The organism is Paraburkholderia sp. 22099 (assembly GCF_052045835.1).
GTDB lineage: Bacteria > Pseudomonadota > Gammaproteobacteria > Burkholderiales > Burkholderiaceae > Paraburkholderia > Paraburkholderia terricola.
Genome location: NZ_JBQEPU010000033.1, coordinates 23,480 through 50,222 on the forward strand (window position 1 = coordinate 23,480; position 26,743 = coordinate 50,222).

The 26,743-nt window shown below is 64.0% G+C and carries 26 protein-coding genes and 1 pseudogene; 16 read left to right on the forward strand and 11 right to left on the reverse strand.

The annotated features are described in order from the left end of the window. Positions 1 to 9 precede the first annotated feature (9 nt). Both ACTJLC_RS25780 and ACTJLC_RS25785 read left to right on the forward strand, forming a co-directional pair. Positions 10 to 363, forward strand: coding sequence for a hypothetical protein (locus ACTJLC_RS25780; protein WP_310129529.1), 354 nt, complete (start codon positions 10 to 12; stop codon positions 361 to 363). Further along, a pseudogene (locus ACTJLC_RS25785) lies at positions 360 to 1,424 on the forward strand (zinc-binding metallopeptidase family protein); the annotation flags it as partial. The gene ACTJLC_RS25780 and the pseudogene ACTJLC_RS25785, both read left to right, overlap by 4 nt. Positions 1,425 to 1,962: 538 nt before the next feature. Here the strand turns inward: ACTJLC_RS25785 and ACTJLC_RS25790 are convergent. Together ACTJLC_RS25790 and ACTJLC_RS25795 are read right to left on the reverse strand one after the other, a co-directional pair. Beyond that, positions 1,963 to 2,385 carry a phasin family protein gene (locus ACTJLC_RS25790; RefSeq protein ID WP_114163856.1) on the reverse strand — a complete coding sequence of 141 codons (423 nt, stop codon included), beginning with the start codon at positions 2,383 to 2,385 and terminating at the stop codon, positions 1,963 to 1,965. A 140-nt stretch (positions 2,386 to 2,525) separates the two neighbouring features. Beyond that, positions 2,526 to 2,744, reverse strand: coding sequence for a hypothetical protein (locus ACTJLC_RS25795; protein WP_440845613.1), 219 nt, complete (start codon positions 2,742 to 2,744; stop codon positions 2,526 to 2,528). A 65-nt stretch (positions 2,745 to 2,809) separates the two neighbouring features. On the opposite strand from ACTJLC_RS25795, the gene ACTJLC_RS25800 reads away from it, so the two are divergent. Continuing rightward, on the forward strand, positions 2,810 to 3,274 hold the full coding sequence (locus ACTJLC_RS25800) for a hypothetical protein (protein WP_310129533.1): 465 nt from the start codon (positions 2,810 to 2,812) through the stop codon (positions 3,272 to 3,274). Between the two features lie 835 nt (positions 3,275 to 4,109). On the opposite strand, the gene ACTJLC_RS25805 is transcribed toward ACTJLC_RS25800, so the two are convergent. Continuing rightward, entirely contained in the window at positions 4,110 to 5,207 is a 1,098-nt protein-coding gene (locus tag ACTJLC_RS25805) for an NADH:flavin oxidoreductase/NADH oxidase (protein WP_114163858.1), read from the reverse strand. An 86-nt stretch (positions 5,208 to 5,293) separates the two neighbouring features. On the opposite strand from ACTJLC_RS25805, the gene ACTJLC_RS25810 reads away from it, so the two are divergent. Further along, positions 5,294 to 5,623, forward strand: coding sequence for an ArsR/SmtB family transcription factor (locus tag ACTJLC_RS25810; RefSeq protein ID WP_310129536.1), 330 nt, complete (start codon positions 5,294 to 5,296; stop codon positions 5,621 to 5,623). Between the two features lie 142 nt (positions 5,624 to 5,765). On the opposite strand, the gene ACTJLC_RS25815 is transcribed toward ACTJLC_RS25810, so the two are convergent. Together ACTJLC_RS25815 and ACTJLC_RS25820 are read right to left on the reverse strand one after the other, a co-directional pair. Next, on the reverse strand, positions 5,766 to 5,969 hold the full coding sequence (locus tag ACTJLC_RS25815; protein ID WP_310129538.1) for a hypothetical protein: 204 nt from the start codon (positions 5,967 to 5,969) through the stop codon (positions 5,766 to 5,768). A gap of 74 nt (positions 5,970 to 6,043) precedes the next feature. After that, positions 6,044 to 7,036 (reverse strand): LacI family DNA-binding transcriptional regulator, encoded by a 993-nt coding sequence (locus tag ACTJLC_RS25820; RefSeq protein WP_310129540.1) that lies wholly within the window; start codon positions 7,034 to 7,036, stop codon positions 6,044 to 6,046. A 224-nt stretch (positions 7,037 to 7,260) separates the two neighbouring features. On the opposite strand from ACTJLC_RS25820, the gene ptsP reads away from it, so the two are divergent. The 12 genes from ptsP (at position 7,261) to ACTJLC_RS25880 (ending at position 22,242) form a co-directional block, all read left to right on the forward strand. Further along, positions 7,261 to 9,768 (forward strand): phosphoenolpyruvate--protein phosphotransferase, encoded by a 2,508-nt coding sequence (gene ptsP, locus ACTJLC_RS25825; protein ID WP_083082638.1) that lies wholly within the window; start codon positions 7,261 to 7,263, stop codon positions 9,766 to 9,768. Further along, the gene (locus ACTJLC_RS25830; RefSeq protein WP_310129543.1) at positions 9,765 to 10,784 is read left to right on the forward strand and encodes a 1-phosphofructokinase family hexose kinase; all 1,020 of its coding nucleotides are present in this window, start codon (positions 9,765 to 9,767) and stop codon (positions 10,782 to 10,784) included. The genes ptsP and ACTJLC_RS25830 overlap by 4 nt, the downstream gene beginning before the upstream one ends. A 13-nt stretch (positions 10,785 to 10,797) precedes the next feature. Beyond that, on the forward strand, positions 10,798 to 12,576 hold the full coding sequence (locus ACTJLC_RS25835; protein ID WP_310129546.1) for a PTS fructose-like transporter subunit IIB: 1,779 nt from the start codon (positions 10,798 to 10,800) through the stop codon (positions 12,574 to 12,576). Between the two features lie 29 nt (positions 12,577 to 12,605). Continuing rightward, complete coding sequence (locus tag ACTJLC_RS25840; RefSeq protein WP_154872140.1) at positions 12,606 to 12,935, forward strand: DNA-binding protein; 330 nt, start codon at positions 12,606 to 12,608, stop codon at positions 12,933 to 12,935. Between the two features lie 583 nt (positions 12,936 to 13,518). Then, a complete protein-coding gene (locus ACTJLC_RS25845) occupies positions 13,519 to 14,613 on the forward strand; it encodes an ABC transporter ATP-binding protein (RefSeq protein ID WP_083082644.1) in 1,095 nt (364 codons plus the stop codon). Next, complete coding sequence (locus tag ACTJLC_RS25850; RefSeq protein ID WP_073430831.1) at positions 14,600 to 15,724, forward strand: ABC transporter ATP-binding protein; 1,125 nt, start codon at positions 14,600 to 14,602, stop codon at positions 15,722 to 15,724. Before ACTJLC_RS25845 ends, ACTJLC_RS25850 begins: the two co-directional genes overlap by 14 nt. Continuing rightward, positions 15,721 to 16,635 (forward strand): carbohydrate ABC transporter permease, encoded by a 915-nt coding sequence (locus tag ACTJLC_RS25855; RefSeq protein WP_083082646.1) that lies wholly within the window; start codon positions 15,721 to 15,723, stop codon positions 16,633 to 16,635. Before ACTJLC_RS25850 ends, ACTJLC_RS25855 begins: the two co-directional genes overlap by 4 nt. Next, complete coding sequence (locus ACTJLC_RS25860; RefSeq protein WP_073430829.1) at positions 16,625 to 17,437, forward strand: carbohydrate ABC transporter permease; 813 nt, start codon at positions 16,625 to 16,627, stop codon at positions 17,435 to 17,437. Before ACTJLC_RS25855 ends, ACTJLC_RS25860 begins: the two co-directional genes overlap by 11 nt. After that, positions 17,437 to 17,718, forward strand: a complete 282-nt coding sequence (locus tag ACTJLC_RS25865) for a DUF2160 domain-containing protein (RefSeq protein WP_073430828.1) — start codon at positions 17,437 to 17,439, stop codon at positions 17,716 to 17,718. Before ACTJLC_RS25860 ends, ACTJLC_RS25865 begins: the two co-directional genes overlap by 1 nt. 95 nt (positions 17,719 to 17,813) lie before the next feature. Continuing rightward, a complete protein-coding gene (locus tag ACTJLC_RS25870; RefSeq protein WP_083082654.1) occupies positions 17,814 to 19,556 on the forward strand; it encodes an ABC transporter substrate-binding protein in 1,743 nt (580 codons plus the stop codon). A 606-nt stretch (positions 19,557 to 20,162) separates the two neighbouring features. Further along, positions 20,163 to 21,602, forward strand: coding sequence for a sialidase family protein (locus ACTJLC_RS25875; protein WP_310129553.1), 1,440 nt, complete (start codon positions 20,163 to 20,165; stop codon positions 21,600 to 21,602). 139 nt (positions 21,603 to 21,741) lie between these two features. Continuing rightward, positions 21,742 to 22,242 (forward strand): low affinity iron permease family protein, encoded by a 501-nt coding sequence (locus ACTJLC_RS25880; RefSeq protein WP_310129555.1) that lies wholly within the window; start codon positions 21,742 to 21,744, stop codon positions 22,240 to 22,242. 27 nt (positions 22,243 to 22,269) lie between these two features. Here ACTJLC_RS25880 and ACTJLC_RS25885 read toward each other — a convergent pair whose 3' ends face one another. The 6 genes from ACTJLC_RS25885 to ACTJLC_RS25910 all read right to left on the reverse strand — a co-directional run bounded on the left by ACTJLC_RS25885 (position 22,270) and on the right by ACTJLC_RS25910 (position 26,624). Beyond that, positions 22,270 to 22,599 carry a hypothetical protein gene (locus ACTJLC_RS25885; protein ID WP_440845621.1) on the reverse strand — a complete coding sequence of 110 codons (330 nt, stop codon included), beginning with the start codon at positions 22,597 to 22,599 and terminating at the stop codon, positions 22,270 to 22,272. A 217-nt stretch (positions 22,600 to 22,816) separates the two neighbouring features. After that, the gene (locus ACTJLC_RS25890) at positions 22,817 to 23,578 is read right to left on the reverse strand and encodes an IclR family transcriptional regulator (RefSeq protein WP_083082661.1); all 762 of its coding nucleotides are present in this window, start codon (positions 23,576 to 23,578) and stop codon (positions 22,817 to 22,819) included. Positions 23,579 to 23,608: 30 nt separating this feature from the next. Then, positions 23,609 to 24,361 carry an amino acid ABC transporter ATP-binding protein gene (locus tag ACTJLC_RS25895; protein ID WP_310125363.1) on the reverse strand — a complete coding sequence of 251 codons (753 nt, stop codon included), beginning with the start codon at positions 24,359 to 24,361 and terminating at the stop codon, positions 23,609 to 23,611. Continuing rightward, positions 24,358 to 25,008 carry an amino acid ABC transporter permease gene (locus ACTJLC_RS25900; protein ID WP_083082665.1) on the reverse strand — a complete coding sequence of 217 codons (651 nt, stop codon included), beginning with the start codon at positions 25,006 to 25,008 and terminating at the stop codon, positions 24,358 to 24,360. Before ACTJLC_RS25900 ends, ACTJLC_RS25895 begins: the two co-directional genes overlap by 4 nt. Before the next feature lie 22 nt (positions 25,009 to 25,030). Further along, on the reverse strand, positions 25,031 to 25,747 hold the full coding sequence (locus tag ACTJLC_RS25905; protein ID WP_083082666.1) for an amino acid ABC transporter permease: 717 nt from the start codon (positions 25,745 to 25,747) through the stop codon (positions 25,031 to 25,033). 40 nt (positions 25,748 to 25,787) lie between these two features. Further along, complete coding sequence (locus tag ACTJLC_RS25910) at positions 25,788 to 26,624, reverse strand: ABC transporter substrate-binding protein (RefSeq protein ID WP_073430819.1); 837 nt, start codon at positions 26,622 to 26,624, stop codon at positions 25,788 to 25,790. Between the last annotated feature and the right edge of the window lie 119 nt (positions 26,625 to 26,743).

The window sequence follows — 26,743 nt, forward strand, 5'->3', positions numbered from 1 at the left end:
GGACGAAGGATGGCAGCCCGCCAAAAAGCAAGCTTCATGCCGTTTGTGGAACAAGCGCGAAAAACCGCGCGAACCGTCTGCTTTGCTCCGGATGACAGCCTGCTGCAAAGTTTGCTGCGTGCGCCGATCGTCCGGTCGATCGAACAGCGCGTCTTTCCACTGCCTTTTACAAGGCGGCGCACCAAAGCGGCGCAGCGCCGATGCACGATCATGCACGTAATGTGCGTTAAAGCAGTGACCTGTGGCAAATGCGGTACGACGATTGCGACGCTCGAGAAGCGCCGCGGCCGCCGCGCGCCGCCCGCGGCCGAAGCACGCCATGCTCACCATGACCGCCACTCACTACTCGGGCTCGACCCATGAAAACCTTCCACTGCAACCGCTGCTCGCATCTCGTCTTCTACGAAAACGTTCGCTGCGAACGTTGCGAGGCGTTGCTGGGCTACGTGCCTGAACTGGCCGAGATCAGCGCGTTCGAGGACGCCAGCGAGGGACGCTGGCGCAGCCTGCATCCGGGCGCCGAAGGTGCGTTGTTCCGCCAGTGCCACAACTACGCCGTCGAAAACGTCTGCAACTGGATGATCCCCGCCGACTCGCCGGACACGCTGTGCCGCGCCTGTCAGCTAACCCGCACGATTCCGAATCTGAGCGCGCCGGAAAACCGGCTGTACTGGTATCGCCTGGAGGTGGCCAAGCGGCGTCTGCTTTACACGCTGGCCGCGCTCGGCCTCGACGTCAAATCGCGCGAGACCGATCCCGAACGCGGGCTCGCCTTCGAATTCCTCGAGGACAGCGACGACGGTTCGCGCGTGATGACCGGCCACGACAACGGCCTGATCACGCTGAACATCGCCGAAGCCGACGATGCCTACCGCGAGAAAATCCGCAGCGCGATGGGCGAGCCTTACCGGACGCTGCTCGGCCACTTCCGTCACGAGACGGGCCATTACTACTTCAGCCAGCTCGTGGAGAACAACCCGCGCTGGATCGAGCCGTATCGCAAGCTGTTCGGCGACGAGCGCGCCGATTACGGCGAGTCGCTCACCGCCTACTATCGCGACGGCGCGCCGGCCGAATGGCAGGCGTCGTACATCAGCGCGTATGCCACGATGCATCCCTGGGAAGACTGGGCGGAGACGTGGGCGCATTACATGCTGATCGTCGACGTGCTCGACACCGCGACGTCATACGGTGTCGCGTTGCTGCCCGACGACCCGAGCGAACCGACCCTGACCGACCGCACGCCGGTGGAAGACGCGAGCTTCGATAATCTGATGAAGCGCTGGTTTCCGCTCACGTATGCGTTGAACAGCCTAAACCGCAGCCTCGGCATGCCGGATGGCTACCCGTTCACGCTGGCCGCGCCGGTGGTGGGAAAGCTGCGCTTCGTGCATCGGGTGATCGCGGAGGCCGGCGACAAGTCGCAGCCGCGCGAAGCGGCGGCCCCGCCGACGAAGGCCACGCCGCCGTCAGCGCCGCGGCGCGTCGCGCGGACCGGCGCGGGACGCAAGGCGGCTGCGCCGTCCGCGACGCAAACTGCTGCGCAGCCGGTGGCGCAGGCTGTGGTGCGGACGGATGTGCAGACGGTCGCGCCGCATGCGCCGTTGCCGTTGCCATTGCCTTCGGCAAAGCAGCCGGCAACGCCGCTGTCGAACGCGGAACCGGTCGCGCCGACGATCGTGGTGCAGGCAGCGGACCGAGCGGTAGTGTCGGAAGCCTCCGCAATGGCGGCACCGCCGTTGCAATCGGAAGACGCAGCCGCCGTCAAGGGAACACGGCCCAAGCGGACAGCGCGGCGCAGCTAGGCTAAAGGGACGCCTTCATGCGAAGCCTTTCATGCGAAACGAAAGCGCCGACATGAATCGTTTCGCCCAATAAAAATGCCGCGGACAACTCGGAGTTATCCGCGGCATCGGCTTACCTTCTTCGTGATGTCGACGCGATCGAACGCGCGGGCGCCGGCTACTTTTTCTGCTGATCGAGGAGCGACTTGAGCTCCGCAACATTTTCCTCGACGCGCTTCGCGATCACCGCATACGACTCGGCTTGCGTCTGATAGGCGGCTTGCGCGAGTTGCTGCATGTCGGCGAGCGACTTGTGCAGACTCTGCTGGATCAACTCCGCCGCTTTCGGCGACGGCGCGCCGCCGGCGGACAACTGCCCCGTCAGCGACTGCAATTCGCTCAGCGTGGTGCGCAACATGTCGGCCTGTTTCTGCGCGAGCGACTGCATGCCCTGGAAGGCCGTCTGATTCGCCTGAACCAGTGCTTCCACGTCCTTGCGTCGCGCTTCCATGATGGCGGGTACGTCGAAGCCGGGGAGCTTGAACTGCTCCAGCATTTTGGTGAAATCGCCAAACGGATTGGCGGCGTCAGGTCGGTCCATGCGAAATCCTCCTTCACGGTTGAGTACTCGCCCGCGGTGCATCGCCGCGATGTGCTTCTCTCACGCATGCACCGATGGCCTCGTGTGCGCCGCGCGGCCCGTCAACGCTCGAACGTTGTGGGGTCGGACGGCACATTGCTTCAATCATGCGCCATCCAGGATGATTGCGCCAGCGGGCGCACCCTGGCCTCGATGCCGCGCGCTTCACGGCATGCGCGGTTGCGGTTGCGGTTGCGGTTGCGGTTGCGGTTGCGGTTGCGGTTGCGGTTGCGGTTGCGGTTGCGGTTGCGGTTGCGGTTGCGCGCATGCAAGGTTCGGTAAGCGATCGGCGCCGCTTTGGTAACCCGGCAAACCGGCACGTCGCTTATCGTTGCTCCCATGCCGACGCACTGTTGCGTCGACGCTGTCCAGAGGGAGCGACATCATGAACAAGAGATTTGCGAGCGCGGCACTGGCCGCCCTGTTGACCGTGTCGGCGACGGCCGCGCTTGCCGAGGAAGCCTCACCGCCGCCAGCCATGTTCACCCCTGCGCATGGCAAGACGGAGCGCGGCGACGGCCCGCCGCATGGACCGATGGGTTCGATGATGGGACCGATCGGTCCTGGCTTCGCGGTGATCAACGACCTGGAGCAGTTGCGCCGCCTGTATGCCATGACCGGCCGCGAAGCCGACATCATCGCGGTGTATCACGAGGTGTTGAACAAGACGCAAGATCCGATGCTGCGTCACTTCGTGTACGACTCGCTGGCTCGCGAGCAGTTGAAGCCCGCCAATCCTGACCAGGCGATCGCGACGCTGCGCACCAGTCTCGCGGAAGATCTCGCCGCGGCGAACAAGCTGCCGCGCGGCATGCCGCCAGCGATGCAGCCGCCGGCTCAATCGCAGTGAGAAAACATGCGCGATGAGTTCGCGCCGGAACCGTGCCGCAGCCTGTTTGCGTCGGCGCGCGTCCACGGCAACGCCTTGAAACGAGCCAGGCGCAAACTGGAAGCGCTCCCGCCAACACGCTGCGCAGCCCGTTCGGCGCGCAGCGTTAGCTGTCCCACATAGCCGCTTCACTGCCCACTTTTCATCTTCCGTCAGGTGATTGACGATGAAAGCACTTTAACGTTAGTGCCTGGGTGAAGAAGAATGCGCTACCCACTGAACATGGCCGTTGCCGCCGCCCTACTCATCTTCGTTCTTGGCTGCATCATCAAGCTCGCCCTGAAGTGATGCCCGGAGCCGCTTGCGCGATGACATCGCGCGAAATAATTGTTGAATGGAGTTCGACGAGCGGCTCACTCATACTTCGTTTCCCTGCCGGCGCGTGCAAAACAGAACGCATGAGATCAAGGGTGTTTCACGTGCGAATGAACTCGCCGACGATCAACGATCCCACGGTTGCCCGATCATCGAAAGCGTCATTCGAAGGCCTTCGACGGAGCATCGTGAGCGGTTGTGAAGCGCGGTGGGTTGAGTGATGGGTTTCAGCGGTGGGTTTCAGCGGTGGGTTTGGGCGGTGGGTCTAAGCGGCTGGTCCCCAGCGATAGTTTTAAGCGGTAAAAGCGCGCGGCGCAGTGAAGCGAACCTCACTGCGCCGCGCGCTTTTTTGCGCTCTCGTATCCTCGGGGCGAACCTATATCGCGCTCCGCTTATTAGCGAACGACAGCGCCGGAGCCATGAACGGGCATCCCATCCGGCCGCGTGCAGTCACGCCCCGGCAAGCGATTTGCGCTCCGGCTTACGCCACCGCGTATCGTTCGAGCCAATGCGCGTACGGCGCCGGCAGTGTCCACGAAGGCCGTTCGATGCCGAGCTTGCGCGCCGCGTGATACGGCCAGTGCGGGTCGGCCAGATGCGCGCGGCCGACCATCACCAGATCCAGTTGCCCGTTCTTCACCGAGCGGTCCGCGAGTTCCGGCGTATCGATACCCCACGCCGACGACACCGGAATCCCGGCCTCGCGGCGCACGCGCTCGGCGATCGGCGCGAGGAACGCCGGCGCCCACGGAATCGCCGCGCCCGGCGTGGAGAAGCCGACGCTCACGCTCAACATGTCCAGCCCTTCGCGCCGGAAATTCCTCGCCAGTTCGATCGACTCCGCCAGCGTTTCCTCATCGCGTCCGTCGTACTCGATCACGCCGAAGCGCGCGGTCAGCGGCAGATGTTCCGGCCACACCTTGCGCACCGCCGCCAGCGTTTCCAGCAGAAAGCGGCTGCGGTTTTCGAGGCTGCCGCCGTAGGCGTCGTCGCGTTGATTCGAGTGCGTCGAGAAGAAGCTCTGGCCCAGATAGCCGTGCGCGAAGTGCAGTTCGAGCCATTCGAAGCCCGCGTCGCGCGCGCGCCGTGCGGCGGCGACGAAGTCTTCGCGAACCCGGGCGACGTCGTCGAGCGTCATCGCCTTCGGCACCTTGGGCAGATTGCCGCCGAACGCGATCGCCGACGGCGCGATGGTCTGCCAGCCGCGGCTGTCGCCCTCGGCGATATGGTCGTCGCCCTCCCACGGACGATTGGCGCTGGCTTTGCGGCCCGCGTGACCGATCTGGATGCCCGGCACCGCGCCCGCCGCCTTGATGGACGCGACCACGGGCGCGAAGGCCTGCGCCTGCTCGTCCGTCCAGATGCCGGCGCAGCCCGGCGTGATGCGGCCTTCGGGCGACACCGCCGTCGCCTCGACGATCACGAGGCCGGCGCCGCCGCGCGCGAGACCGGCGAGGTGCACGCGGTGCCAGTCGTTGATCAGGCCGTCTTCGGCGGTGTACTGGCACATCGGCGGAATGGCGATGCGGTTGCGCAAGGAGACGTCCTTGAGCTTGTAGGGCTGAAACAATGCGGACATCGGGCTAAACTCCTGTGTATAAGCTCGTACGGTAGTTCGATAAACATCGAACTATGAGTATCGCAGAAACCTTTACCATCTGCACAATGCGCACCTATAACCATCCCGCTGCCGAGGACTTGACGCTCGGACGGCTGTTTCATGCTCTCAGCGACCCCGCCCGGCTCGATATCGTCCGGCGGCTCGCCTTGGTCGAGGAAGCCACTTGCGGCGAACTCGATGGCGGGCGCCCCAAGTCGAGCGTGTCCCATCACTTTCGGATCCTGCGTGAATCGGGGCTGGTACGCACGCGCGTCGCCGGCACCGTGCATCAGAATTCGCTGCGGCGCGCGGAACTGGACGCCCGCTTTCCGGGCTTGATGCAGGCGATTCTCGAACAGATCGTCAGGGAGCCGGCGTTGAGTGAGTCGGCTTGAGATGTCGCGGTTTGAACTAGCTGAAGGGTTCGAACTAGTCGAAGGGGTTGAACTAGCTGAAGGGTTCGAACTAGCCGAAGGGTCGAACGGGTCGAAGAGGCCGAACTAGCCGAAGCGATCGGGCGAGCACCGAGCCTTGCGCTCAGCCTCGTCCCATCACGCGCATGAACGCGAAGAACGCGCTCGCCGCAAGCGCGAAGCGGAAGCCAAAGCCAAAGCCAAAGCCAAAGCCGCCGGTCACGCCCGCGGCGAATTTCGTCACCAACCCGCGCTCGATGAAATCAGCCCTGCGGCCCACAGCGCGCACAGCGACCGCCGGCCCGACATAACCGAGATCGAACAGCAAAGCGCTCCCAAACACCGACGCGATACAAACGTGGGAAGCGCGTCGAACAGACAAGGCGCCGCCTTACCCCCCACCTACCGCGCCGCCGTCGACCCGCGAACCACCAACTCGCCGGGCAGAACCAGCGAACGCGTCGACATCGACGGGTCCGCGAGCCGCTGTGTCAGCAACTGCATGGCGATCTTGCCGATCTCGTACACCGGCTGCGCGATGACGGTAATGCCCGGCGTCACGAGATCGGTCCACGAGTCGTTGTCGAAACCGGCGAGCGCGATGTCCGCGCCGGGCGTCGCGCCGCGCGCCCGCATTTCACGGTAAGCGCCGAGCAGCAGCAAGCCGTTGCTCGCGACGATCGCATCCGGCCGCGACGCCGGATCGTCGGCGAGCCACGCGCCGACATGCCGCAGCGCGCTCTCCGGGTTCGGCTCGACGAACTCCGCCCGCACCGGCAAGCCATGCCGACCCAGCGCCTGCGCAAAACCGTCGTGACGTTCGCGGCCCGTGGTACTGGCGTTGCCGAACAGCCCGGCGATGCGCCGATAGCCCCGCTCCACCAGGTGCTCGACGAGACGCGCCGCCGCGTCGCGGTTATCGAGCACCACCGCATCCGCGCTGCCCGCGGGACCGGCGCGGTCGATCATCACGACCGGGAAATCGTAGGCCTGCGCCTTGAAGCGCTGCGCGGCGTCGTGAGTCGGCGAATAGATGCAGCCCGTGACCCGCTCCTCTTCCATGAGCCGCAGATACATCGCCTCCTTCTCGCTGCTTTCGTCCGTGTTGCAGAGAATCACGCGCAGCCCTTGCTGATACGCGGCGTCTTCCACCGCGCGGCTGACCTCGGTGAAGAACGGGTTGCGCACGTCCGATACGATCAGGCCGATGGTGGCCGTGTCGCCCGAACGCAGGCGGCGCGCGGCGGCGTTCGGGCGATAACCCAATTGCTCGATGGCGCCGAGCACCCGCTGACGCACCGCATCGCGCACCGGCCCGTTGTTCGACAGCACACGCGAGACGGTCGTGACCGACACTCCTGCCGCTTCGGCAACATCCTTGATTCGTAGATTCATGAAGTGGTATCGATTCCTTGAACCGCTCGGTATTTTCCCTGGATTGCCTTCATGCCAGCGAATTCGCCGCGTCGCGGCGAGTACCGGCCAATTGGCGTTTTCCGGCCATTCTACTTGGCTTTCCGCGATTTTCACTGAAACCCGTAACACCGGTTCAGGCTTGACGCGCAAAGTGGTATCGATTCCAATAGGCACACTTCAACGATTCGATTTCAGGAGACGCGATGCCGTCGCTGCTTACCGCAGAGCTGGTTCGACTGAACGCACGTGCAAGTTCGAAACACGAGGCGATCGTCCAGGCCGGCCAGTTGCTGGCCGCCGCCGGTTATATCGAGCCCGCTTACGTCGACAGTCTTCAGGGCCGCGAAAAAGTCTCGAACACGTATCTGGGCAACGGCGTCGCGATTCCGCACGGCATGCAGGAAGACCGCCATCTGATCCGGCGCACCGGCGTGGCCGTGCTGCAATTGCCCGAAGGCGTCGAATGGCACGACGGCGAGCGCGCCAATCTGGTGGTCGCGATCGCCGCGCAATCCGACGAACATATCGCGCTGCTGCAACGTCTCACGCGTCTGATCGGCGATCCGCGGCAATTGCAGGCGCTGGTCGAAGCGCGCGATCCACAGGTGCTGGTCGACGCGCTGAACGGCGCCGCCGCCAACGCCGCCGCCGCGGTGATCGACGCGACGCCCGCGGATTTCGAGCAGCGCGTCGAACTGGTGCTGGACTATCCGCACGGCTTGCACGCTCGTCCGGCCAGCGCCTGGGTGGCGACCGCCAAGCGCTATCAGGCCGCCTTGCGCGTGCGCAACGGCAAGCTCGCCGCTGATCCGAAGAATCTCGTCAGCCTGCTGCAACTGGGCGCGACCGCGAATGCGCACCTGGTGTTGTCCGCGCAAGGCGTCGATGCGGCGGACGCGCTGGCCGCGTTGAAACGCACCATCGAAGCGTTGTCGGCGGAAGAACACGAGCGCGCCGCGGCGGCTCGCGCGCGCCGTCAAAAAGCACAGCCTGTATCGTGGACGCCGCTCGACCCGGCGACGGTGTTCGAAGGCGTCAGCGCCGGTCCCGGCTTTTCGATCGGACCGGTACGCGTGCTGCGCACCGCGCGCCTGGAAATTCAGGACCGCCCCGGCGAGACCGTCGAAGCCACGCATCGGCTCGACGAAGCGCTGCGCAAAACCGCCGACGAACTCGACGCCCTCACCCGCGACACCGCCGCGCGCCTCGGCGCGGCGGAAGCCGAAATCTTCGCGGCGCATCGCGAACTGCTGAACGACACGGACCTGTTCACCGAAGCCGCGCGTCTGCTGCTCGACGGCCACGGCGTGGCCTGGTCCTGGCATCAGGCGGCCGAGCAACAGGCCGCGCGCCTCGCCGCCCTGCCCGATCCGCTGCTCGCCTCGCGCGCCACCGATTTGCGCGACGTCGCGCGGCGAGTGCTGAAGCACCTCGGCGAAAACGTGGCGACCGACACGCGGCTCGACACGCCCGCCATCCTGATCGCCGAAGACCTCACGCCCTCCGACACCGCGATGCTCGACCCGGCCGTCACGCTCGGCTTCTGCACGGTGTCGGGCGGACCCACGTCGCACACCGCGATTCTCGCGCGCACGCTCGGCGTGCCCGCGGCGGTCGCGTGCGGCGCGGCGTTGATGGAGATCGCCGACGGCAGCGACGCGGTGCTCGACGGCAGCGGCGGTCGTCTCTATGTCGGCGTGTCGGCGCGGGACCGCGAGCGCGCGCGGCAAACGCAATTGCAACTGGCTGAGGAAGCGCAGCGCGCGGCGGCCAATCGCGCGCTGCCCGCCGCGACGCTCGACGGCCACGTGCTGGAGATCGGCGCGAACATCACGCGACCCGACCAGGTGCGCGACGCGCTCGCCAACGGCGCGGACGGCGTCGGACTCATGCGCACCGAGTTCCTGTTTCTGGAGCGCCACGACGCGCCGAGCGAAGACGAACAATACGATTGCTATCGGCGCATGGTCGAAGCGAGCGGCGGGCGTCAGTTGATCATTCGCACGCTCGACATCGGCGGCGACAAGCAGGTGCCGTATCTGAACCTGCCGCACGAATCGAATCCGTTCCTCGGCGTGCGCGGCGTGCGCCTGTGCCTGCGCCGCCCGGACCTGTTCGTGCCGCAATTGCGCGCGCTCTACCGCGCCGCCAAGGATGGCCCGCTGTGGATCATGTTCCCGATGGTCTCCACGCTCGACGAGGCGCGCCAGGCCATCGCGCTCGCCGAAACCGTGCGCGCCGAACTCGACGCGCCGAAAGTGCCGCTCGGCATCATGGTCGAAACGCCGTCGGCGGCGGCGTTCGCGGATCACTTCGCCGCGCTGGTCGATTTCTTCTCGATCGGCACCAACGATCTGACGCAATACGTGCTGGCCGTGGACCGCGAGCATCCCGAACTCGCGCGCATGGCCGAGAGCCTGCACCCCGCCGTGCTGCGCATGATCAAGCAGACCGTCGACGGCGCGCGCCGCCATCGCAAATGGGTCGGCGTATGCGGCGGTCTCGCGGGCGATCCGCTCGGCGCGTCGATTCTCGCGGGTCTCGGCGTCGACGAACTGTCGATGAGCTCGCGCGATATTCCCGCCGTCAAATCGCGGCTGCGCGCGTCGCGGCTCGACGCGATGCAGGCGCTCGCGCGCCGCGCGCTGGATTGCGAGGACGTCGACGCGGTCCGCGCGCTGGATAACACCGAGATCAAGGCGGCGGCATGAAAACCGTCGTCACCGTCACACCGAATCCGGCGCTCGATCAAACCGTGCGCGTCGCCAACCTCGCGCTCGGCGAGGTGAATCTCGCGGCGTCGCTCGAATTCAACGCGGGCGGCAAGGGCGTGAACGTCGCGGGCTGTCTCGCCGACTACGGCATGACGACGATCGCCACGGGCCTGCTCGGCGCCGAGGACGCCGCCGCATTCGACGCGATGTTCGCCGACAAGCACATCGTCGACCGCTTCGTGCGAATCGCGGGACGTCCGCGCATCAACGTGAAGCTCGTCGATACCGCGCGCAACGAAACCACCGACATCAATCTCGCGACCTCGCTGCCGAGCGCGGCCGATGTCGACGCGTTGGAGCGGCGCGTGGTCGAACTCGCGGAGCCTGGGCGCTGGTTCGTGCTGGCGGGCAGTCTGCCGCCGGGTGTCGACGTGTCGTTCTATCGACGCATCACGCGTGCGTTGCATGCGGCGGGCGCGCGCGTCGCGCTGGATACGAGCGGCGCGCCGCTCGCCGACGCATTGCGCGCCGACGAGCCGGACAGTCTGCCGGATCTGGTGAAGCCGAATCGCGCGGAACTGGAAGCGGCGCTCGGCCGCTCGCTCGCCGACGACGACGCGCTGATTCACGCGGCCTGCGAACTCGTGGAACGCGGCATCGCGTATGGGGTGGTTTCGCTGGGCGAGCGTGGCGCGCTGGGCGTGACACGCGCATCGGGCGACAAGGCATCCGCCTACGAAGGCTGGCGCGCCGCGCCTTTACGCGTGCCGGTGTCCAGCACGGTCGGCGCGGGCGACGCGCTGGTGGCGGGCCTCGTCGCGAGTCTCATCGAAGCGCGCCCGTGGCCCTCGGTCGGCCAACGGGCCACCGCGTTCGCGGCGGGGAAGCTCGCGCGTGTCGGCCCGCACTTGCCCGATCACGCGAGCCTCGACGCCCTCGCCGCGCAAGTCGAACTCGTCACCTTCAGCGTCGCCGCGAATCCGCCGCGCGTCACCCAACATCAAGCCGTGTAAGCCGGAGAGAGCAATGGACAAGCTGATTGGACTGGTATCGTCCCCGCAACAAAGCGCGTCGCCGATGGTCGCGGCGCAAGCCTTGAACCGCGCGGCGCAAAAACGCGGCGCCTCGCTCGCGGTGGAAACGCGCAGCGCGCTCGGCGTTCACGAGCCGTTGAACGCCGCGCAGATCGACGCGGCGCACGCCGTGCTGATCGCCGCCGACGCGGGCGAGCGCGTCGACGAAACGCCGTTCGCGGGCAAGACGATTCATCGCATTTCGCTCGACGATGCGATCCGCGAAGCCGATGCGGTGCTGGCGCGCGTGGCGGCGAGCGTCGGCGCGGATGCGTCGAGGAACGCCGCGGCCGCGCAAACATCGCCGCGCGCGCTCAAGATCGTCGCGATTACCTCGTGCCCGACCGGCATCGCGCACACCTTCATGGCCGCCGAGGGACTCGCGCAAGGCGCGAAGTCGCTGGGACACGACATTCACGTCGAAACGCAAGGCTCGGTCGGCGCGCAGAACACGCTGAGCGACGAGCAGATCGCGGCGGCGGACCTCGTGGTGATCGCCGCCGATACGCAGGTCGACAAGAGCCGCTTTCGCGGCAAGCGGCTCTATGAAACGGGCACTAAAGGCGCAATCGGCAAAGGCGCGGCGCTGATCGAAAGGGCGATCGCCGAGGCGACCGTCGACGGAGCCGCTCAGAGCGCGGGCGTGGGCGGTGGCGCCCTCGCGGACCAGGTCGCGGCGGCCAAGAAACAACGCTCGGCGAAGTCGTCCGGCCCCTATCGTCACTTGATGACGGGCGTGTCGTTCATGCTGCCGTTCGTGGTCGCGGGCGGTTTGCTGATCGCGATCTCGTTCGCCCTAGGCGGCATTTACGCATTCGACGACGCTCATAAAGGCACGCTCGCATGGGCGCTGTTCCAGATCGGCGCGAAGTCGGCCTTCGCGTTGATGGTGCCGGTGCTGTCGGGCTACATCGCGTATTCGATCGCCGACCGGCCGGGCATCACGCCGGGCATGGTGGGCGGCATGCTCGCCGCGAGCCTCGGGGCAGGTTTTCTGGGCGGCATCATCTCCGGCTTTCTCGCCGGGTATACGGCCTTGCTGATCAGCCGCAAGCTGAAACTGCACCGCAATCTCGAAGGACTGAAACCCGTGCTGATCATCCCGCTGGTGTCGACGCTCGTGGTCGGCCTGCTGATGATCTACGTGGTCGGCACGCCGGTCGCCACCGCGCTGCACGGCCTCGAAAACTGGCTGCGCTCGATGCAGACCGGCAGCGCGGTCACGCTCGGCCTGCTGCTCGGCGCGATGATGGCGTTCGACATGGGTGGTCCCGTGAACAAGGCGGCCTACGCGTTCAGCACCGGCCTGATCGCGAGTCAGGTGTACACGCCGATGGCGGCCGCAATGGCCGCCGGCATGACGCCGCCGCTCGGCATCGCGCTCGCCACGTGGATCTTCCGCAACCGTTTCGTCACCGACGAACGCGAAGCCGGCAACGCCGCCGCGGTGCTCGGCATGGCCTTCATCACGGAAGGCGCGATTCCGTTCGCCGCGCGCGACCCGATGCGGATCATCCCGGCGTGCGTGATCGGCTCGGCGATCACGGGCGCGATTTCGATGGCGTCGAGCGTCGAACTGAAGGTGCCGCACGGCGGGATTTTCGTGCTGCCGATTCCGAACGCGGTCACGCATCTGGCCATGTACGTCGCGGCGATCGCGGCGGGCACCATCGTGACGGCGCTCGCGGTGGGGCTGCTCAAGCGGCCCGTCGAGGCGGCGGCTGCCGTCTGACGCTCACTCTTCCTGACGACGGCTCGAACATGGCGCAACAACTCAGCGAAACCTATCGCGGATTTCATGTACTGATCGAAGCCGTGCCGCACGACGGCCACGGCCACGGCGTGCGCTTGCGCCGCACGATCACGCGGCAGTTGGGCGGTCGCCTGATGGCCGTGCGGGAGCGCGGCGGGACCGGTTTTTCCCACGTCGCGCCGAGCAGCGAGTCTCTGGCCGACGCGTTGCGCGACGCTCGGGAGGCGATCGACCGATTGCTCGGCGGCTGGCATCCGGCTTATGCGCAAGAGCCGGCCCATACGAACAACGCTCCGCGAGTGAACGGACCGGCTGCCGAAACCCGCATCGGCCTGTAAGGCCGGTTCGCGCCTGCCGGCGCGCTCTCGCGCCGCCCGCGCGCATACGTTGAACACGGTTCGAGGATGGCGATTCGCGGGCTCAAGGGTCTGCGGGACGCCCCACCAAATATCGCATCCCATGCGATCTCCTCTTGCCGCCTCTTTCTGCTACGCTGACCGCCAACTTTCAGACCGCCGCGCATGCATGCCGGCTGCGTAATCCGTTATTCCATCGCTCGTAAGGGGTATCGACCACAAATGTTTCGCATTTGTATGGTTAACCCCGATTTATACGTAAACGAACAAAAAGGAACATCTTATTTGTTGTTTTGATTTCCATTCTGAACATAAGTACCCGCCTCGCATACAGAGCAGCGGCATAAAAAAGCCGGAGACAAATGGATGAGCAACACCACCTCAAGCAAGGTTCCAGCCCGCAACTTTTCGCCTCACGGCGCGCTGAAAGTTCGTTTCGCCCGCCGGGCGCGCAGGCGAATGCCGCCCGCTTGAACGGGCCATGAACGCGCACGCCGCCAGCGCGGCTATCTGACGTCCAGCAGCAACCGCGGCACCGAAAAGCGACACAAAAAAGGAGAGCAATTTGGTCTTGGAACTGGAGCGGGTCACCGTCGTTTCGGGCGGGCAGACGCATCTGTACGGCGTCGATCTGAGGCTCGTCCCCGGTGCCATCAACGTGCTGCTCGGGCCGACCCAGGCGGGCAAGACCACGCTGATGCGCGTCATGGCAGGACTCGACAAGCCGGCCACGGGCCGCGTGCTGGCCGACGGCCGGGACGTGACCGGCGTGAGCGTGCGGCAACGCAACCTCGCGATGGTCTATCAGCAGTTCATCAACTATCCGGCGATGACGGTGTTCGACAACATCGCATCGCCGCTCAAACTGCAAAAGACCGCCGCCGACGAAGTGACGCGGCGCGTCAATGAAGTCGCGGCGAGGCTGCATATCGAACATCTGCTGCAACGGCGTCCGGCCGAACTGTCCGGCGGCCAGCAGCAGCGCTGCGCGCTCGCGCGCGCGCTCGTCAAGCGCGCTTCGCTGGTGCTGCTCGATGAACCCCTCGTGAATCTCGACTACAAGCTGCGCGAGGAATTGCGCGTGGAACTCGCCACGCTCTTCGCCGACGGCAAGACGACCGTGGTCTACGCGACCACCGAGCCGCTGGAGGCACTGCTGCTCGGCGGCTATACGGCGATCGTCGACAAGGGGCGCGTGTTGCAGCACGGCCCGACGCTCGACGTCTACAACGCGCCCGCCAGCGTCGAAGTGGCCGCCGTTTTCAACGATCCGCCGATGAACATGCTCGTCAGCGATCTGACCGCCCAGGGCACCGCGCGTCTGCCGATCGGCATCGAGGTGCCGGTCAGGCAGGCGGCGAACGGCGCCGGCACCTGCCGCATCGGCATTCGCCCGGGCCACTTGCGGCTCGCGCCGCGCACGGCGCAATCGGTCGCCGTGCCGTGCCGGCTCGAACTCGCCGAACTGAGCGGTTCCGAAACCTTCCTGCACCTGCATACGCACACCGGCGGCATCGACCTGATCGCGCAGTTGCAGGGCGTGCATCAGATCGAACTCGGCACGCAGCTCGACGTGTTCATCGACCCCGACGAACTGTTCATATTCGGCGCGGACACCAAACTGCTGTCCGGCCCGGAGGCGACTCATGGCGCGCATTGAGTTTCAGAATCTCGCGCACGCTTATGGTGTGAAACCCGGTGTGAAACCCGGCGCGCACCACGGCCCCGCTCCCGCGTCGCTCGAGGATTACGCGTTGCAGCCGATGAGCATGGTCTGGGAAGACGGCGGCGCGTATGCGCTGCTGGGGCCCTCCGGTTGCGGCAAGTCCACGCTGCTGAACATCGTCTCGGGACTCGTCACGCCGTCGGAAGGCAAGGTGCTGTTCGACGGACGCGACGTCACCGCGATGAGCCCGCGCGAGCGCAACATCGCGCAGGTGTTCCAGTTCCCGGTGATCTACGACACGATGAGCGTGTTCGACAACCTCGCGTTTCCGCTGCGCAACCGCAAGATCGCCGCCGCCGAAGTGCGCAAGCGCGTGCATGAAGTCGCGGAAATTCTCGACATGACGCGCGAATTGCCGCGCAAGGCGAGCAATCTCTCGGCGGACGCGAAGCAGAAAATTTCACTCGGGCGCGGACTCGTGCGCAAGGACGTCGCGGCGATCCTGTTCGACGAACCGCTCACCGTGATCGATCCGCACATGAAGTGGATCCTGCGCCGTCAGCTCAAGAAGATCCATCAGCAACTCAAGCTCACGCTCATCTACGTCACGCACGATCAGGTCGAAGCGCTCACGTTCGCCGACGAAGTGGTCGTGATGACCAATGGCCGCGTCGTGCAGAAAGGCGGACCGGAAGCGCTGTTCCTGCGGCCCGATCATTCGTTCGTGGGCTATTTCATCGGCAGTCCGGGGATGAATCTGTGCCCGGTCGATCTCGATGCCGATGGTGTGAAAGTCGGCTCGCAGCGCCTGCAACTCGACGCGAACACGCTCGCCACGCTCAAGCATGCGAACGGCACGCTGACGCTCGGCATCCGCCCCGAGTTCGTGCGCCTCGCCGACAGCGGCGAGGCCGGCGCGGTGAAGGCGCAACTGCTGCGCACGCAACAACTCGGCAACTACCAGTTGGTCACCGCGCAATGCGACGGCAATGTGTTCAAGGCGAAGGTGGATCCTCATGTGCAACTGAATGAAGGCTCGCTCTGGCTGCGTCTCGCCGCGCCCGAAACCGTGTTCTTCGCCAACGACGAAAGGATCGCACGATGAACAAGCCCATCAATCAGAAGGCGTGGCTGCTGGTCGTGCCGGTGTTCATCTGCGTCGCGTTCTCCGCGATCCTGCCGCTGATGACCGTGGTCAACTATTCGGTGCAGGACATCATCAGCCCGACGCAGCATGTGTTCGTCGGCACCGAGTGGTTCCGCGCGATCATGAACGACGGCGACCTGCGCGGCGCGCTCGGCCGGCAGATCATCTTTTCCGCGTGCGTGCTGCTGTTCGAGATTCCGCTCGGCGTCGGCCTTGCACTGGCGATGCCGGCCTCGGGCTGGCGCGCGTCGGCGGCGCTCGTCGTGCTTGCCATGCCCCTGCTGATTCCCTGGAACGTGGTCGGCACCATCTGGCAGATTTTCGGCCGCCCGGATATCGGCCTGCTCGGTTACGTGCTCAACGTCTCGGGCATCGAATACAACTACACTGCGAGCCCCACCGCCGCGTGGGTCACCGTGCTGGTGATGGACATCTGGCACTGGACGCCGCTCGTCGCCCTGCTCTGCTACGCCGGATTGCGCGCGATTCCCGACGCGTTCTACCAGGCCGCCGAAATCGACGGCGCGAGCCGCTTCGCCGTGTTCCGCTACATCGAGTTGCCGAAGATGCGCGGCGTGCTGATGATCGCGGTGCTGCTGCGCTTCATGGACAGCTTCATGATCTACACCGAGCCCTTCGTGCTGACCGGCGGCGGCCCCGGCGATTCCACCACGTTCCTGAGCCAGTATCTGACGCAAAAAGCGGTCGGCCAATTCGACCTCGGCCCGGCCGCGGCCTTTTCGCTGATCTATTTCCTGATCATCCTGCTGCTGTGTTTCATCCTTTACAACTGGATGGAGCGCGTCGGCAAGGGCGGCCCCGCCACCACGGGCACCGCGGCCGCCACCGGAGACGACCATGCGCAATGACCGCCGCTGGACGCGCACGCTGGTGCTGCTCGTCTACATTCTGTTCGCGCTGATTCCGCTCTACTGGATGCTGTCGATCTCGTTGCGCACCAACGAGGAAACGATGTCGACGTTCGCCATCTGGCCGCATCACGTGACCTTCGAGAACTACAAGGTGATCTTCACCGATCCGTCGTGGTACTGGGGCTACATCAACTCGATCATCTACGTGCTGATGAACACGGTGATGTCGGTGCTGGTCGCGCTGCCCGCCGCGTATGCGTTCTCGCGCTACCGCTTTCTCGGCGACAAGCACATGTTCTTCTGGCTGCTCACCAACCGCATGACGCCGCCCGCCGTGTTCCTGCTGCCGTTCTTCCAGCTCTATTCGAGCGTCGGTTTGATGGACACGTATATCGCCGTCGCGCTCGCTCACATGCTGTTCAACGTGCCGCTCGCGGTGTGGATTCTCGAAGGCTTCATGTCCGGCGTATCGCGTGAAATCGACGAGACCGCTTATATCGACGGCTATACGTTCCCCGCCTTCTTCGTGAAGATTTTCCTGCCGCTGATCAAATCGGGTGTGGGCGTGACGGCGTTTTTCTGCTTCATGTTCAGTTGGGTCGAACTGCTGCTCGCGCGCACGCTGACCACCGTCAACGCGAAACCGATCGCCGCCGTGATGACGCGCACGGTGTCGGCGGCGGGCATGGACTGGGGCGTGCTGTCGGCGGCGGGTGTGCTCACCATCGTGCCGGGCGCGCTGGTGATCTACTTCGTGCGCAACTACATCGCCAAGGGCTTCGCAATGGGGAGAGTGTGATGCTGACGTGGATGTACTGGACGCCCGAGGTGGCGATCTTCTTCGGCTGCGTCGTGCTGATGCTGGCCGGCATGACCGTGTGGGAACTCCGTTCGCCCACCATCGAGCGCAAGGGTTTTCTGCCGATCGCCACCACGCGCGGCGACCGGCTGTTCATTGGCCTTCTCACCGCCGCGTACATCAACCTCGCGTGGATCGGCATCGGCGCCGAAGGCGCGAACGCGTGGCCCGGCTTCGCGGCCTCGATGCTCGTGCTTCTGGCGATCATGTGGAAAGGCTGACGCCGCGGCGCAACTGAAAAAATACCGGCTCCCGTTGATGCCCCGGGCGGGCGCAGGAAGATGATCCAAGGGGTGTGGAGACACAGGAGAAGACCATGCAACAGAGGAGACGGATCGTCGCGCTCGCGGTCGCGGGCATTGTCGCGGGGGCCTTTGCGAACCACGCGGCGCTGGCCGGCATGCCCGAGGCGCAGAAATGGGTCGACAGCGAATTTCAGCCGAGCACGCTGTCGAAGCAGCAGCAGATGGACGAAATGAAGTGGTTCGTCGACACGGCCGCGAAACTGAAATCGCAGGGCGTGAAGGAGATTCACGTGGTGTCGGAAACGATCGACACGCACATGTACGAATCGAAAACGCTGGCCAAGGCGTTCACTGAAATCACCGGCATTCAGGTGAAGCACGACATCATCCAGGAAGGCGACGTCGTCGAAAAACTGCAGACGTCGATGCAATCCGGTCAAAGCATTTACGACGGCTGGATCTCGGATTCGGATCTGATCGGCACGCACTATCGCTATGGCGTGATCGTGCCGCTGTCCGACTACATGGCGGGCGAAGGCAAGCCGTACACGAATCCCGGTCTCGATCTGAAGGATTTCATCGGCACGAGCTTCACGACGGCGCCCGACAAGAAGCTCTATCAGTTGCCCGACCAGCAGTTCGCGAACCTCTACTGGTTCCGCGCCGACTGGTTCGCGCGCAAGGACTTGCAGGACAAGTTCAAGGCGAAATACGGCTACGAACTCGGCGTGCCGGTGAACTGGTCCGCGTATGAGGACATCGCCGATTTCTTCACGAACGAGGTCAAGACGATCGACGGCGAGAAGGTCTACGGGCACATGGATTACGGCAAGAAAGATCCGTCGCTCGGCTGGCGGTTCACCGATGCGTGGCTCTCGATGGCGGGCGAAGCCGATAAAGGCATTCCGAACGGCATGCCGGTCGACGAATGGGGCATTCGCGTGACGCCGGATGGCTGTCATCCGGTCGGGGCATCGGTCTCGCGCGGCGGCGGCACCAACAGCCCGGCCGCCGTCTTCGCGACGACGAAGTACATCGACTGGCTGAAGAAATACGCGCCGCCCGAAGCCTCGGGCATGACGTTCAGCGAAGCGGGCCCGGTGCCGGCGCAAGGCAAGATCGCGCAGCAGATCTTCTGGTACAGCGCGTTCACGGCGTCGATGCTCAAGCCCGGCAACGTGACCAATGCCGACGGCACGCCGAAGTGGCGCATGGCGCCGTCGCCGCACGGTCCGTACTGGAAGGACGGCATGCAGAACGGCTACCAGGACGTCGGCTCGTGGACGTTCTTCAAGTCCACGCCGCCGAACCAGCGCGCCGCCGCGTGGCTGTATGCGCAGTTCGTGACGTCCAAGAGCGTGTCGCTGAAAAAGTCGATCACCGGTCTCACGTTCATTCGCGATTCCGACATTCATAGCGATTACTTCACCAAGAACGCGGACAAGTACGGCGGTTTGATCGAGTTCTACCGCAGCCCGGCGCGGGTCGCGTGGACGCCGACCGGCAACAACGTGCCGGACTATCCGAAGATGGCGCAATTGTGGTGGAAGAACGTCGCGACCGCGGTGGCGGGCGAAAAGACGCCGCAAGCCGCGATGGATAATCTCGCGAAGGAAATGGACCAGGTCATGAGCCGGCTGCAGCGCGCGGGCATGAAGGTGTGCGCGCCGCAGTTGAATGCGGAAAGCGATCCGTCGAAGTGGCTGTCCGATCAGCACGCGCCGTGGAAGAAGCTCGCTAACGAAAAGCCGAAGGGCGAAACGGTGAAGTACGAGCAGTTGCTGTCCGCGTGGAAGGCGGGCAAGGTGCGGTAACCGCGGCGGTATGGCGGGAAGGTTTGAGGGGGCGGCACTTTTGGGTGCCGCCTTTTTTATTGGCTGAGACGCACGGGGCTTATGCTGCACCGCGCGCATTCCCCGCTCGGGCAAACCAGCGTTGTGACGCAACATGTTCCATTCGTTTACTTCGCCTCGTTTCCCATAGCATCTCGCGCGCTCGCGCTGCCCATGCATTTTCATTGTGTGGACACGGGCCGCCAGCGTTGCGCGCCGCAGCGCCGCGCGGCATGTTACAAAAAATCGCTGGCGGCGCGGTTCGTACGACCTAAATTCTTTTCAATCCCTGATGGTTGTCGTTAGCGCAAATGGACGCCAAGGCGGACGCACGTCCATAGGCCAGCAACGCAGACCGTGTTCGTAACGAAGTCCGTAGCCGACGCGCTGACGGTATCCAGCGCTTGCGGCCCGTAGCATTGAAGCGGCAGTAGAACCGACGAAAAAAATGGCGAACCAGGCGGGCGCTTTCGAGACGTTTCATCGCGGGCGTATCAGCCGAGCCGAGCAATGCGAATCTCTCCTTTTCAGGCTGCGTGGAAGCTGCCGCTCCAACTGTTATGGGTCGCATATAAAAAGGAGTCTTTCATGCGACGCAACAAGTCTGTTCAGTATCTGGCCGGAATTCCGTTCGCCGTCATGCTGGCGGCCAGCACCACGAGCTGGGCTGCGCCCACGCTTGTTTCGGGCGCCAGTCCGTTTGCAAGCTGCAACATTGGCGGGCCCGGCACGCTCTACGTGAACGCCGAGGTCGAACCGTGGCTGGCCGTGAATCCCACCAATCCTTCCAATCTCATCGGAGTCTGGCAACAGGACCGATGGTCGAACGGCGGCGCGCATGGACTCGTGGCAGGCTTCTCGTTCGATGGCGGCCTGACGTGGAGACAGACGCCGCTGCCCTTCAGCGCTTGCGCCAACGGTCTTGGATATGAGCGCGCTTCCGACCCGTGGGTGTCCATCGGTCCCGACGGCACCGCCTACTCCGTGTCCATTTCATTTAACCAGTCCAACAACAGCAATGCGGTGGGCGCGGCCGTTTCCCGGGACGGCGGTCAGAGCTGGGGGAATCTGAGTGTTCTCATCGCCGACAATGAGCCGACACTGCAATTCTTCAACGACAAGGAATCGGTGACCGCGAATCCCATCAAGGCCGGGGTGGCCTATGCGGTCTGGGACCGGCTCGAACTGCCGAACGGCAACCCCTACGCCAACCTGCATACCGCCGCCTTCCGGGGCCCGGCGATGTTCGCGAGGACCGTCGACGGCGGCGTGACCTGGAGTTCACCGTCAGTCATCGTGGACACCCCCGCGCGCCAGCAGACGATCGGCAATCAGATCGTGGTCAACTCGCAGGACGGCACGCTGTACAACTTCTTCGATCTGATCAGCCCGCCGTTCAGCAAGGCGGCCGGCAAGGTCGCGTTCGTCAGGTCGACCGACGACGGCGCCACATGGAGCAAGCCGCAGATCATCTCGGGTCTGCAAACCGTATCGGTCACGGACCCCAACACGGGACAGCCGGTACGCACCGGCGACATCATCCCCGAACCGGCGATCGATCCGACGACAGGGCAACTCTATGTCGTCTGGCAGGACTCGCGTTTCAACGGCGGCCAGTACGACGAGATCGCACTGTCGACGTCGACGGATGGCGGGCGGACGTGGAGCGCACCGATTCGCGTGAACACGCCCTCCGGAAAACCCGCGTTCAATCCGTCGGTTCGCGTCAATTCGGCCGGAACAGTCGCCGTCACGTATTACGATTTCCGCGACCTCGCGGCGGGCAACACGACGACGCTGCCGACCAACTACTGGCAGACCACCTCGACCAACGGCGGCGCCAGTTTCGGCAGTGAGTTGAAGCTGTCCGGTCCGTTCGACATGATGACCGCGCCCGTTGCCGGCGGATTCTTCCTCGGTGACTATTCGGGCCTGGATGCAAGAGGCACGTCGTTCCTCTCGTTCTTCGTTCAAACCAACTCGGGCAACACGTCCAATCGCACGGATGTCTTTTTCGTGGCGCCCTAGTTCCTGTCAGTCTGACGAATCGCCGACCGCCCCCATGCAACTGGGCGGCCGGTGCCTTGCATGAGCGCCGATGGGAAGGAAAGCCACGCCGCCGTCTATGCCATGATCCCGTATATCAAACCGAATAACGGAGATCAGGATGAACGGCAAATGGTTTTCGAGGTTCTCCAGCTACCTTTCGACAATGACTGGACGGCCCACCACTTTTGTCGTCGCCGTTGGGCTGGTGGTCGCCTGGGGATTGACCGGCCCGCTGTTTCACTTCAGCGACACATGGCAACTGGTGATCAACACATCGACCACGATCGTCACGTTTCTGATGGTGTTCCTCATTCAGAACACGCAGAACCGCGATACGGCCGCCATGCAGATCAAGCTCGACGAACTGATCCGCGCAATGGAAGGCGCGCACAACGCGCTGCTCGATCTCGAGGAACTCGACGAAAAAGATCTACGCCGTTTCCGCAAGCAGTATGAAAAACTGGCCGAGGCCGCGCGCACGGCGCTGAGCGAAGGCGGCACCGACACCGATTCGCCGTTCATCGACAACAGGGATGCCGATGAGCATAAGGATGGCGATGAGCGCCGCGACAACGAGGGCCGAGATCGCAAGCCGGGCGCCCCGCCGCCACGCCGCTAGGCGACGCGCCGCGCGTCGCCCGTGCTTCTATGGACAAGCGACATGGTCGCTCTTCGAGCCGACATAGATGCTGTCCACCTTGCATCGGGAAGTGGACTTCGCGCCGTTGACCGTGAAGTGCGCGTCGCCGGGTTGATGACAGCCTTTCGTCACTTCCAGCACGCAGGCCTGTGGACCGTCGATGATCTTCTGAAGCGCCGTGCTCTTGTTCCGCAAATACTCCGTCGCCTCCGACTTCGTGTATTGCGCGACGTTGCTGTTCTCCTGACTGTCCCAACCGTCCTCGAATTGAATCGCCGCGTAGCCGGGCGTGCCGGCGAAAAGCAGTGCAGCGCAAAGAAAGATAAATCTGAGCATGTCGTTCTCCTGGTGGTTGACGCGTCTTTATTGTCTTTTGCGTCGCGGCGCGTTTCCATGGAGCAAACGACATGGGGCGACTACCCATGCCGGGCGACATACTCCGTCGATGAAAGGAGAAGATCATGCAAGGGAAGCGGACAAACCCGGCGCAGACCTGGAAGCCGCAGCGCTTGAGCAATGCTCCGGGCAAAAAAAACCAAACGACTCGTGACCGTTACAACCGCGCATAAGGCTGCGATAACGCCTTGGCGGAGCGAATGAGATCTTCCAGCATCGTCGCGCGCTTTTCCGGCGCGGTGTCGCGGCTCGTCATGAAGCAAAGCGCGGCCACGGCCAGGCCCGAGCGGTCGCGAATGGGCGCTGCCATGCAGTAGCGAAACGTGTGCGAGAGCCCTTCGGTGCAGCAGTACCCCAGTTCGGCCGCGCGTTCGACGTCGCTGAGAAACACCTCGAATTCAACGCGCCGGCCATTGTCGAGCACGAAGTCTTCGTCTGGAATCAACGCGCGAATCTCGTTCGCGCGCAGGTGCGCGAGCAATAGGCGGCCCGTTGCGGTCCACGGAATCGGCACCTTCACGCCGATGTCGGAACTGATATTGAACGGCCGCGAGCTGTTCTCCGACAACACCACCGTGTACTTGTTGCCTTCGAGCATGCACAGTTGCGCGGTCTCGTCGTGATTGCGGACCAGCGCGAGAATCGCCTGATGCGCGCGGCTGATCAGATCGTTGTGCACCGCATAGTCGGACCCGTAGTAATGCATCTCGCGGCCGAAAAACACGCTGCCGTCCGCGGCGGTTTCGAGCCATCCCGCTTCCGTGAGAATCGTGACCAGTTCGTAGATGCTCGAACGCGGCGCACCGGTCGCTTCGATCAACTCGCGCATCGTCAGCGGACGCCGCGCGATATGCAACTGCTTGAGTATGCCGACAACGCGGTCGACTCCCCTCGCCCTCGATGATTCAGGTGCAGGCATGCATTCAACTCCGTCGGCGACAGGTTTTCGTTAGTGGTCGAGTACGCGATGCAGGAACTGGCGCGTGCGCTCGTTCTGCGGATTCACGAAAATCTGTTCGGGAGCGCCCTGCTCCGCGATCACACCCTTGTCCATGAACACGACGCGATCAGCGGTCTTGCGTGCGAAGCCCATCTCGTGCGTGACGACAACCATCGTCATGCCGTCGCGCGCCAAGCCGCGCATGACCTCGGTGACTTCGCCGACCAGTTCGGGGTCGAGCGCGGACGTGGCTTCGTCGAAGAACATGATGCCCGGCTCGACGGCCAACGCCCTCGCGATCGCCACGCGCTGCTGCTGGCCGCCCGAAAGCTGGCTCGGGTAATGCTCGGCGCGATCGGCGAGACCCACGCGATCGAGCGCGTCGAGCCCACGCTTGCGCGCGTCCGCCGCGCTCATCTTGCGCGCCTTGATGAGCGCGAGCGTCACGTTGCCGAGCGCGGTCTTGTGCGGAAACAGGTTGAACTGCTGAAACACCATGCCCACGTGGCCGCGAATGTCGCGCGCGCGGCGCGCGTCGTGCAGCGGTACTTCATTGACCCAGACCTCGCCCGCATCGGCGGTTTCGAGACCGCTCATGATGCGCAGCACCGTGCTTTTTCCGGAACCGGACGCGCCGATCAGCACGAGGACTTCTCCTGGGCTAACGTCGAGGTCGATGCTCTTCAGAACCTGCGTGGCGCCGAACGACTTGCTGACGCCGGCAAGATTGATGATCGGCTTCGACGTAATGACGCTGGTCATGACAACACGCTCCTTCTTCGATCATGGTGGCGCACCCACTGCGATAGCGGAAAGCACACGATGAAATACAGCACGGCGACCAGTCCATAGATTTCGACCGGCTTTCCGACCCGGTCGACGATGGCCTGGCCGCCGTGCATCAACTCCGACATGCCGATCATGCTGACGATCGACGTATCCTTGATGAGCGACAGATACTGGCCGATGAGCGGCGGCATGACGATCTTCCCGGTTTGCGGCAGCGCCACCGAAAAGAACGTTTGCGTCTTGCTGAGGCCGAGAATCTGCGAGACTTCCCATTGGCCCTTGGGGACCGCCTCGATACCCGAGCGGAACACCTCGGCGATATAGGCGCCTTGATAAATGCTCAAACCCAACGCTCCCGCCGCGAACACGTCGATTGCATAGCCGAAATACGACACGCCGAAATAGATCAACATCAGCGTGATCAGCACGGGCGTGCCGCGAAACAGTTCCGTGTAGAGCCGCGCGATGCGTGGCGTGCCCCACGGCCCGAATGAGCGCAATACCGCCGCGAGCAGTCCGATCAGCGTGCCGCCGACGATCGATGCCGCTGAAAGCAGCAACGTCATCAATAATCCTTGCAGCAGGATCGACAGGCTGGTCAACAGCAAGTCGCTAGACATGTTCGATCTCCGGTTGAGGCGCTTACGTGCGGTCGGCTTGCCGCGCGGCGAAGAACAGCCGGCGCGCGCGCTTCTTCATGACGAGCGGCGGATGAAAGATCCGCGCGCCGAGCTGGCCCGCCGCCCATGACAGCACGTTGCTCAGCACCAGATACGCGGCGAGCGTGATCGCGAACGTTTGAATGTAGAGCAGCGTGCGCGCATTGATGACGGTCGCGGTTCCGCTCAACTCCGGCAACGCGATTGCGGACAGCAGCGAGGTGCCGAGCAAAAGCTGGATCAGGTTATTCACGATCGCCGGATAAACGGCGCGGGCCGCCTGCGGCAGCACGACCTCCATGAAAATCTGCGAGCGTTCCAACCCGAGAATCGACGCGGCCTCCAACTGGCCGCGCGGCACCGACTGGATGCCCGCGCGAAACACTTCAGCCAGATAAGCGCCGACGTTGACGCCCAGCGCGATCACACCGGCCGTATAGGCGTTAAGCGTGACGCCGAGCGAAGGAAGACCGAAGAACACGATGAAGATTTGCAGCAGCACCGGCGTGTTGCGAATCGCCTCGATATAGACACGCGCGACCACTCGCAACAACCTGATGCGCGCTGCGCTTGCGAGCGCCGTCAGCAAGCCGAGCAGCATGGCGATGGCGAAGGCGAGCAACGTGACCTGGAGCGTCAGCCACGCGGCGCGAACGAAATCGTTCGAATAACCCGCGAGGGTCACCCATTCATAGCTCATGATTCCTCCGTCTCTCGCGCGGCATTCGGCCCACCGCCGATCAGTATTGCGGATTCAGCGGAAAGCGCGGCTCTGCGCCGAACCACTTCTTGTAGAGTTGCGCGTTCATCTTCGACGCGTTGATCTGGAACAGGAACAGGTTCAGGTAGTTGAGCCAGATCTGATCGCCCGCCTTGACGCCGAATGCGTTGTATTCGAGCGGAACCAGCGCTTCGTCGGTCACGGTCAGGTTCGGATCGAGCGATGCCTGATACGCGAGAAAGTTGTTGTCCTCGATCATCGCGTCGGCCTGGCCCTGCTTCACCGCGAGGATCGCGGCTTGCGAGCTGTCGAATTCCTGGATCTTCACCTTCATGTTCAGCGAGCGCACTTCGTCGCCATTGGTCGAACCCTTGACGGTGGCAATCGTGCGATCCGCCATGTCGTTGACGGACTTGATGCCGCTGCTCTTCTTCACGAGCAGCGCTTCGCTCGCCACCACATACGGATTGGTGAACGCGATTTCCTTCGCCCGTTCCAGATTGCGAGTGAAGTTGCAGAACACCACGTCGACCTTGCTGGTTTGCAGATTCGGAATACGGTTCGCGCTCGTCGTATTCACGACTTCGAGCTTCACGCCCATCTGCTTCGCCAGTTCTTTCGCGAGATCGACGTCGTAGCCATCGGGCTGGCCATCCTTGTCATAAAAGCCGAACGGCGCAAACGTCAGGCAATCGCCGACTCGCAACGTCCCGCGCTGAAGCACCTGTTTCAGCGTCGAATCGGCCGCGGCCCCAGGCTGATCCGACGGCGCGACCTTCGTGCAACCGGCGAACACGAGCAGACCGGTCACAGCGAACAAACAAGCGAATCTGGCGCTTTCTCTGACAAATCTCATTTTGGGTTCCGCTCGGAAAGAAAGAAGGTCGGCGCGATTGAATCGACGCTGAGGCGCTCATGCGCGGCTGTCCGATATACCGGAATGCAATCCGGCACAGCAGATGGAGCGCAGTGTTT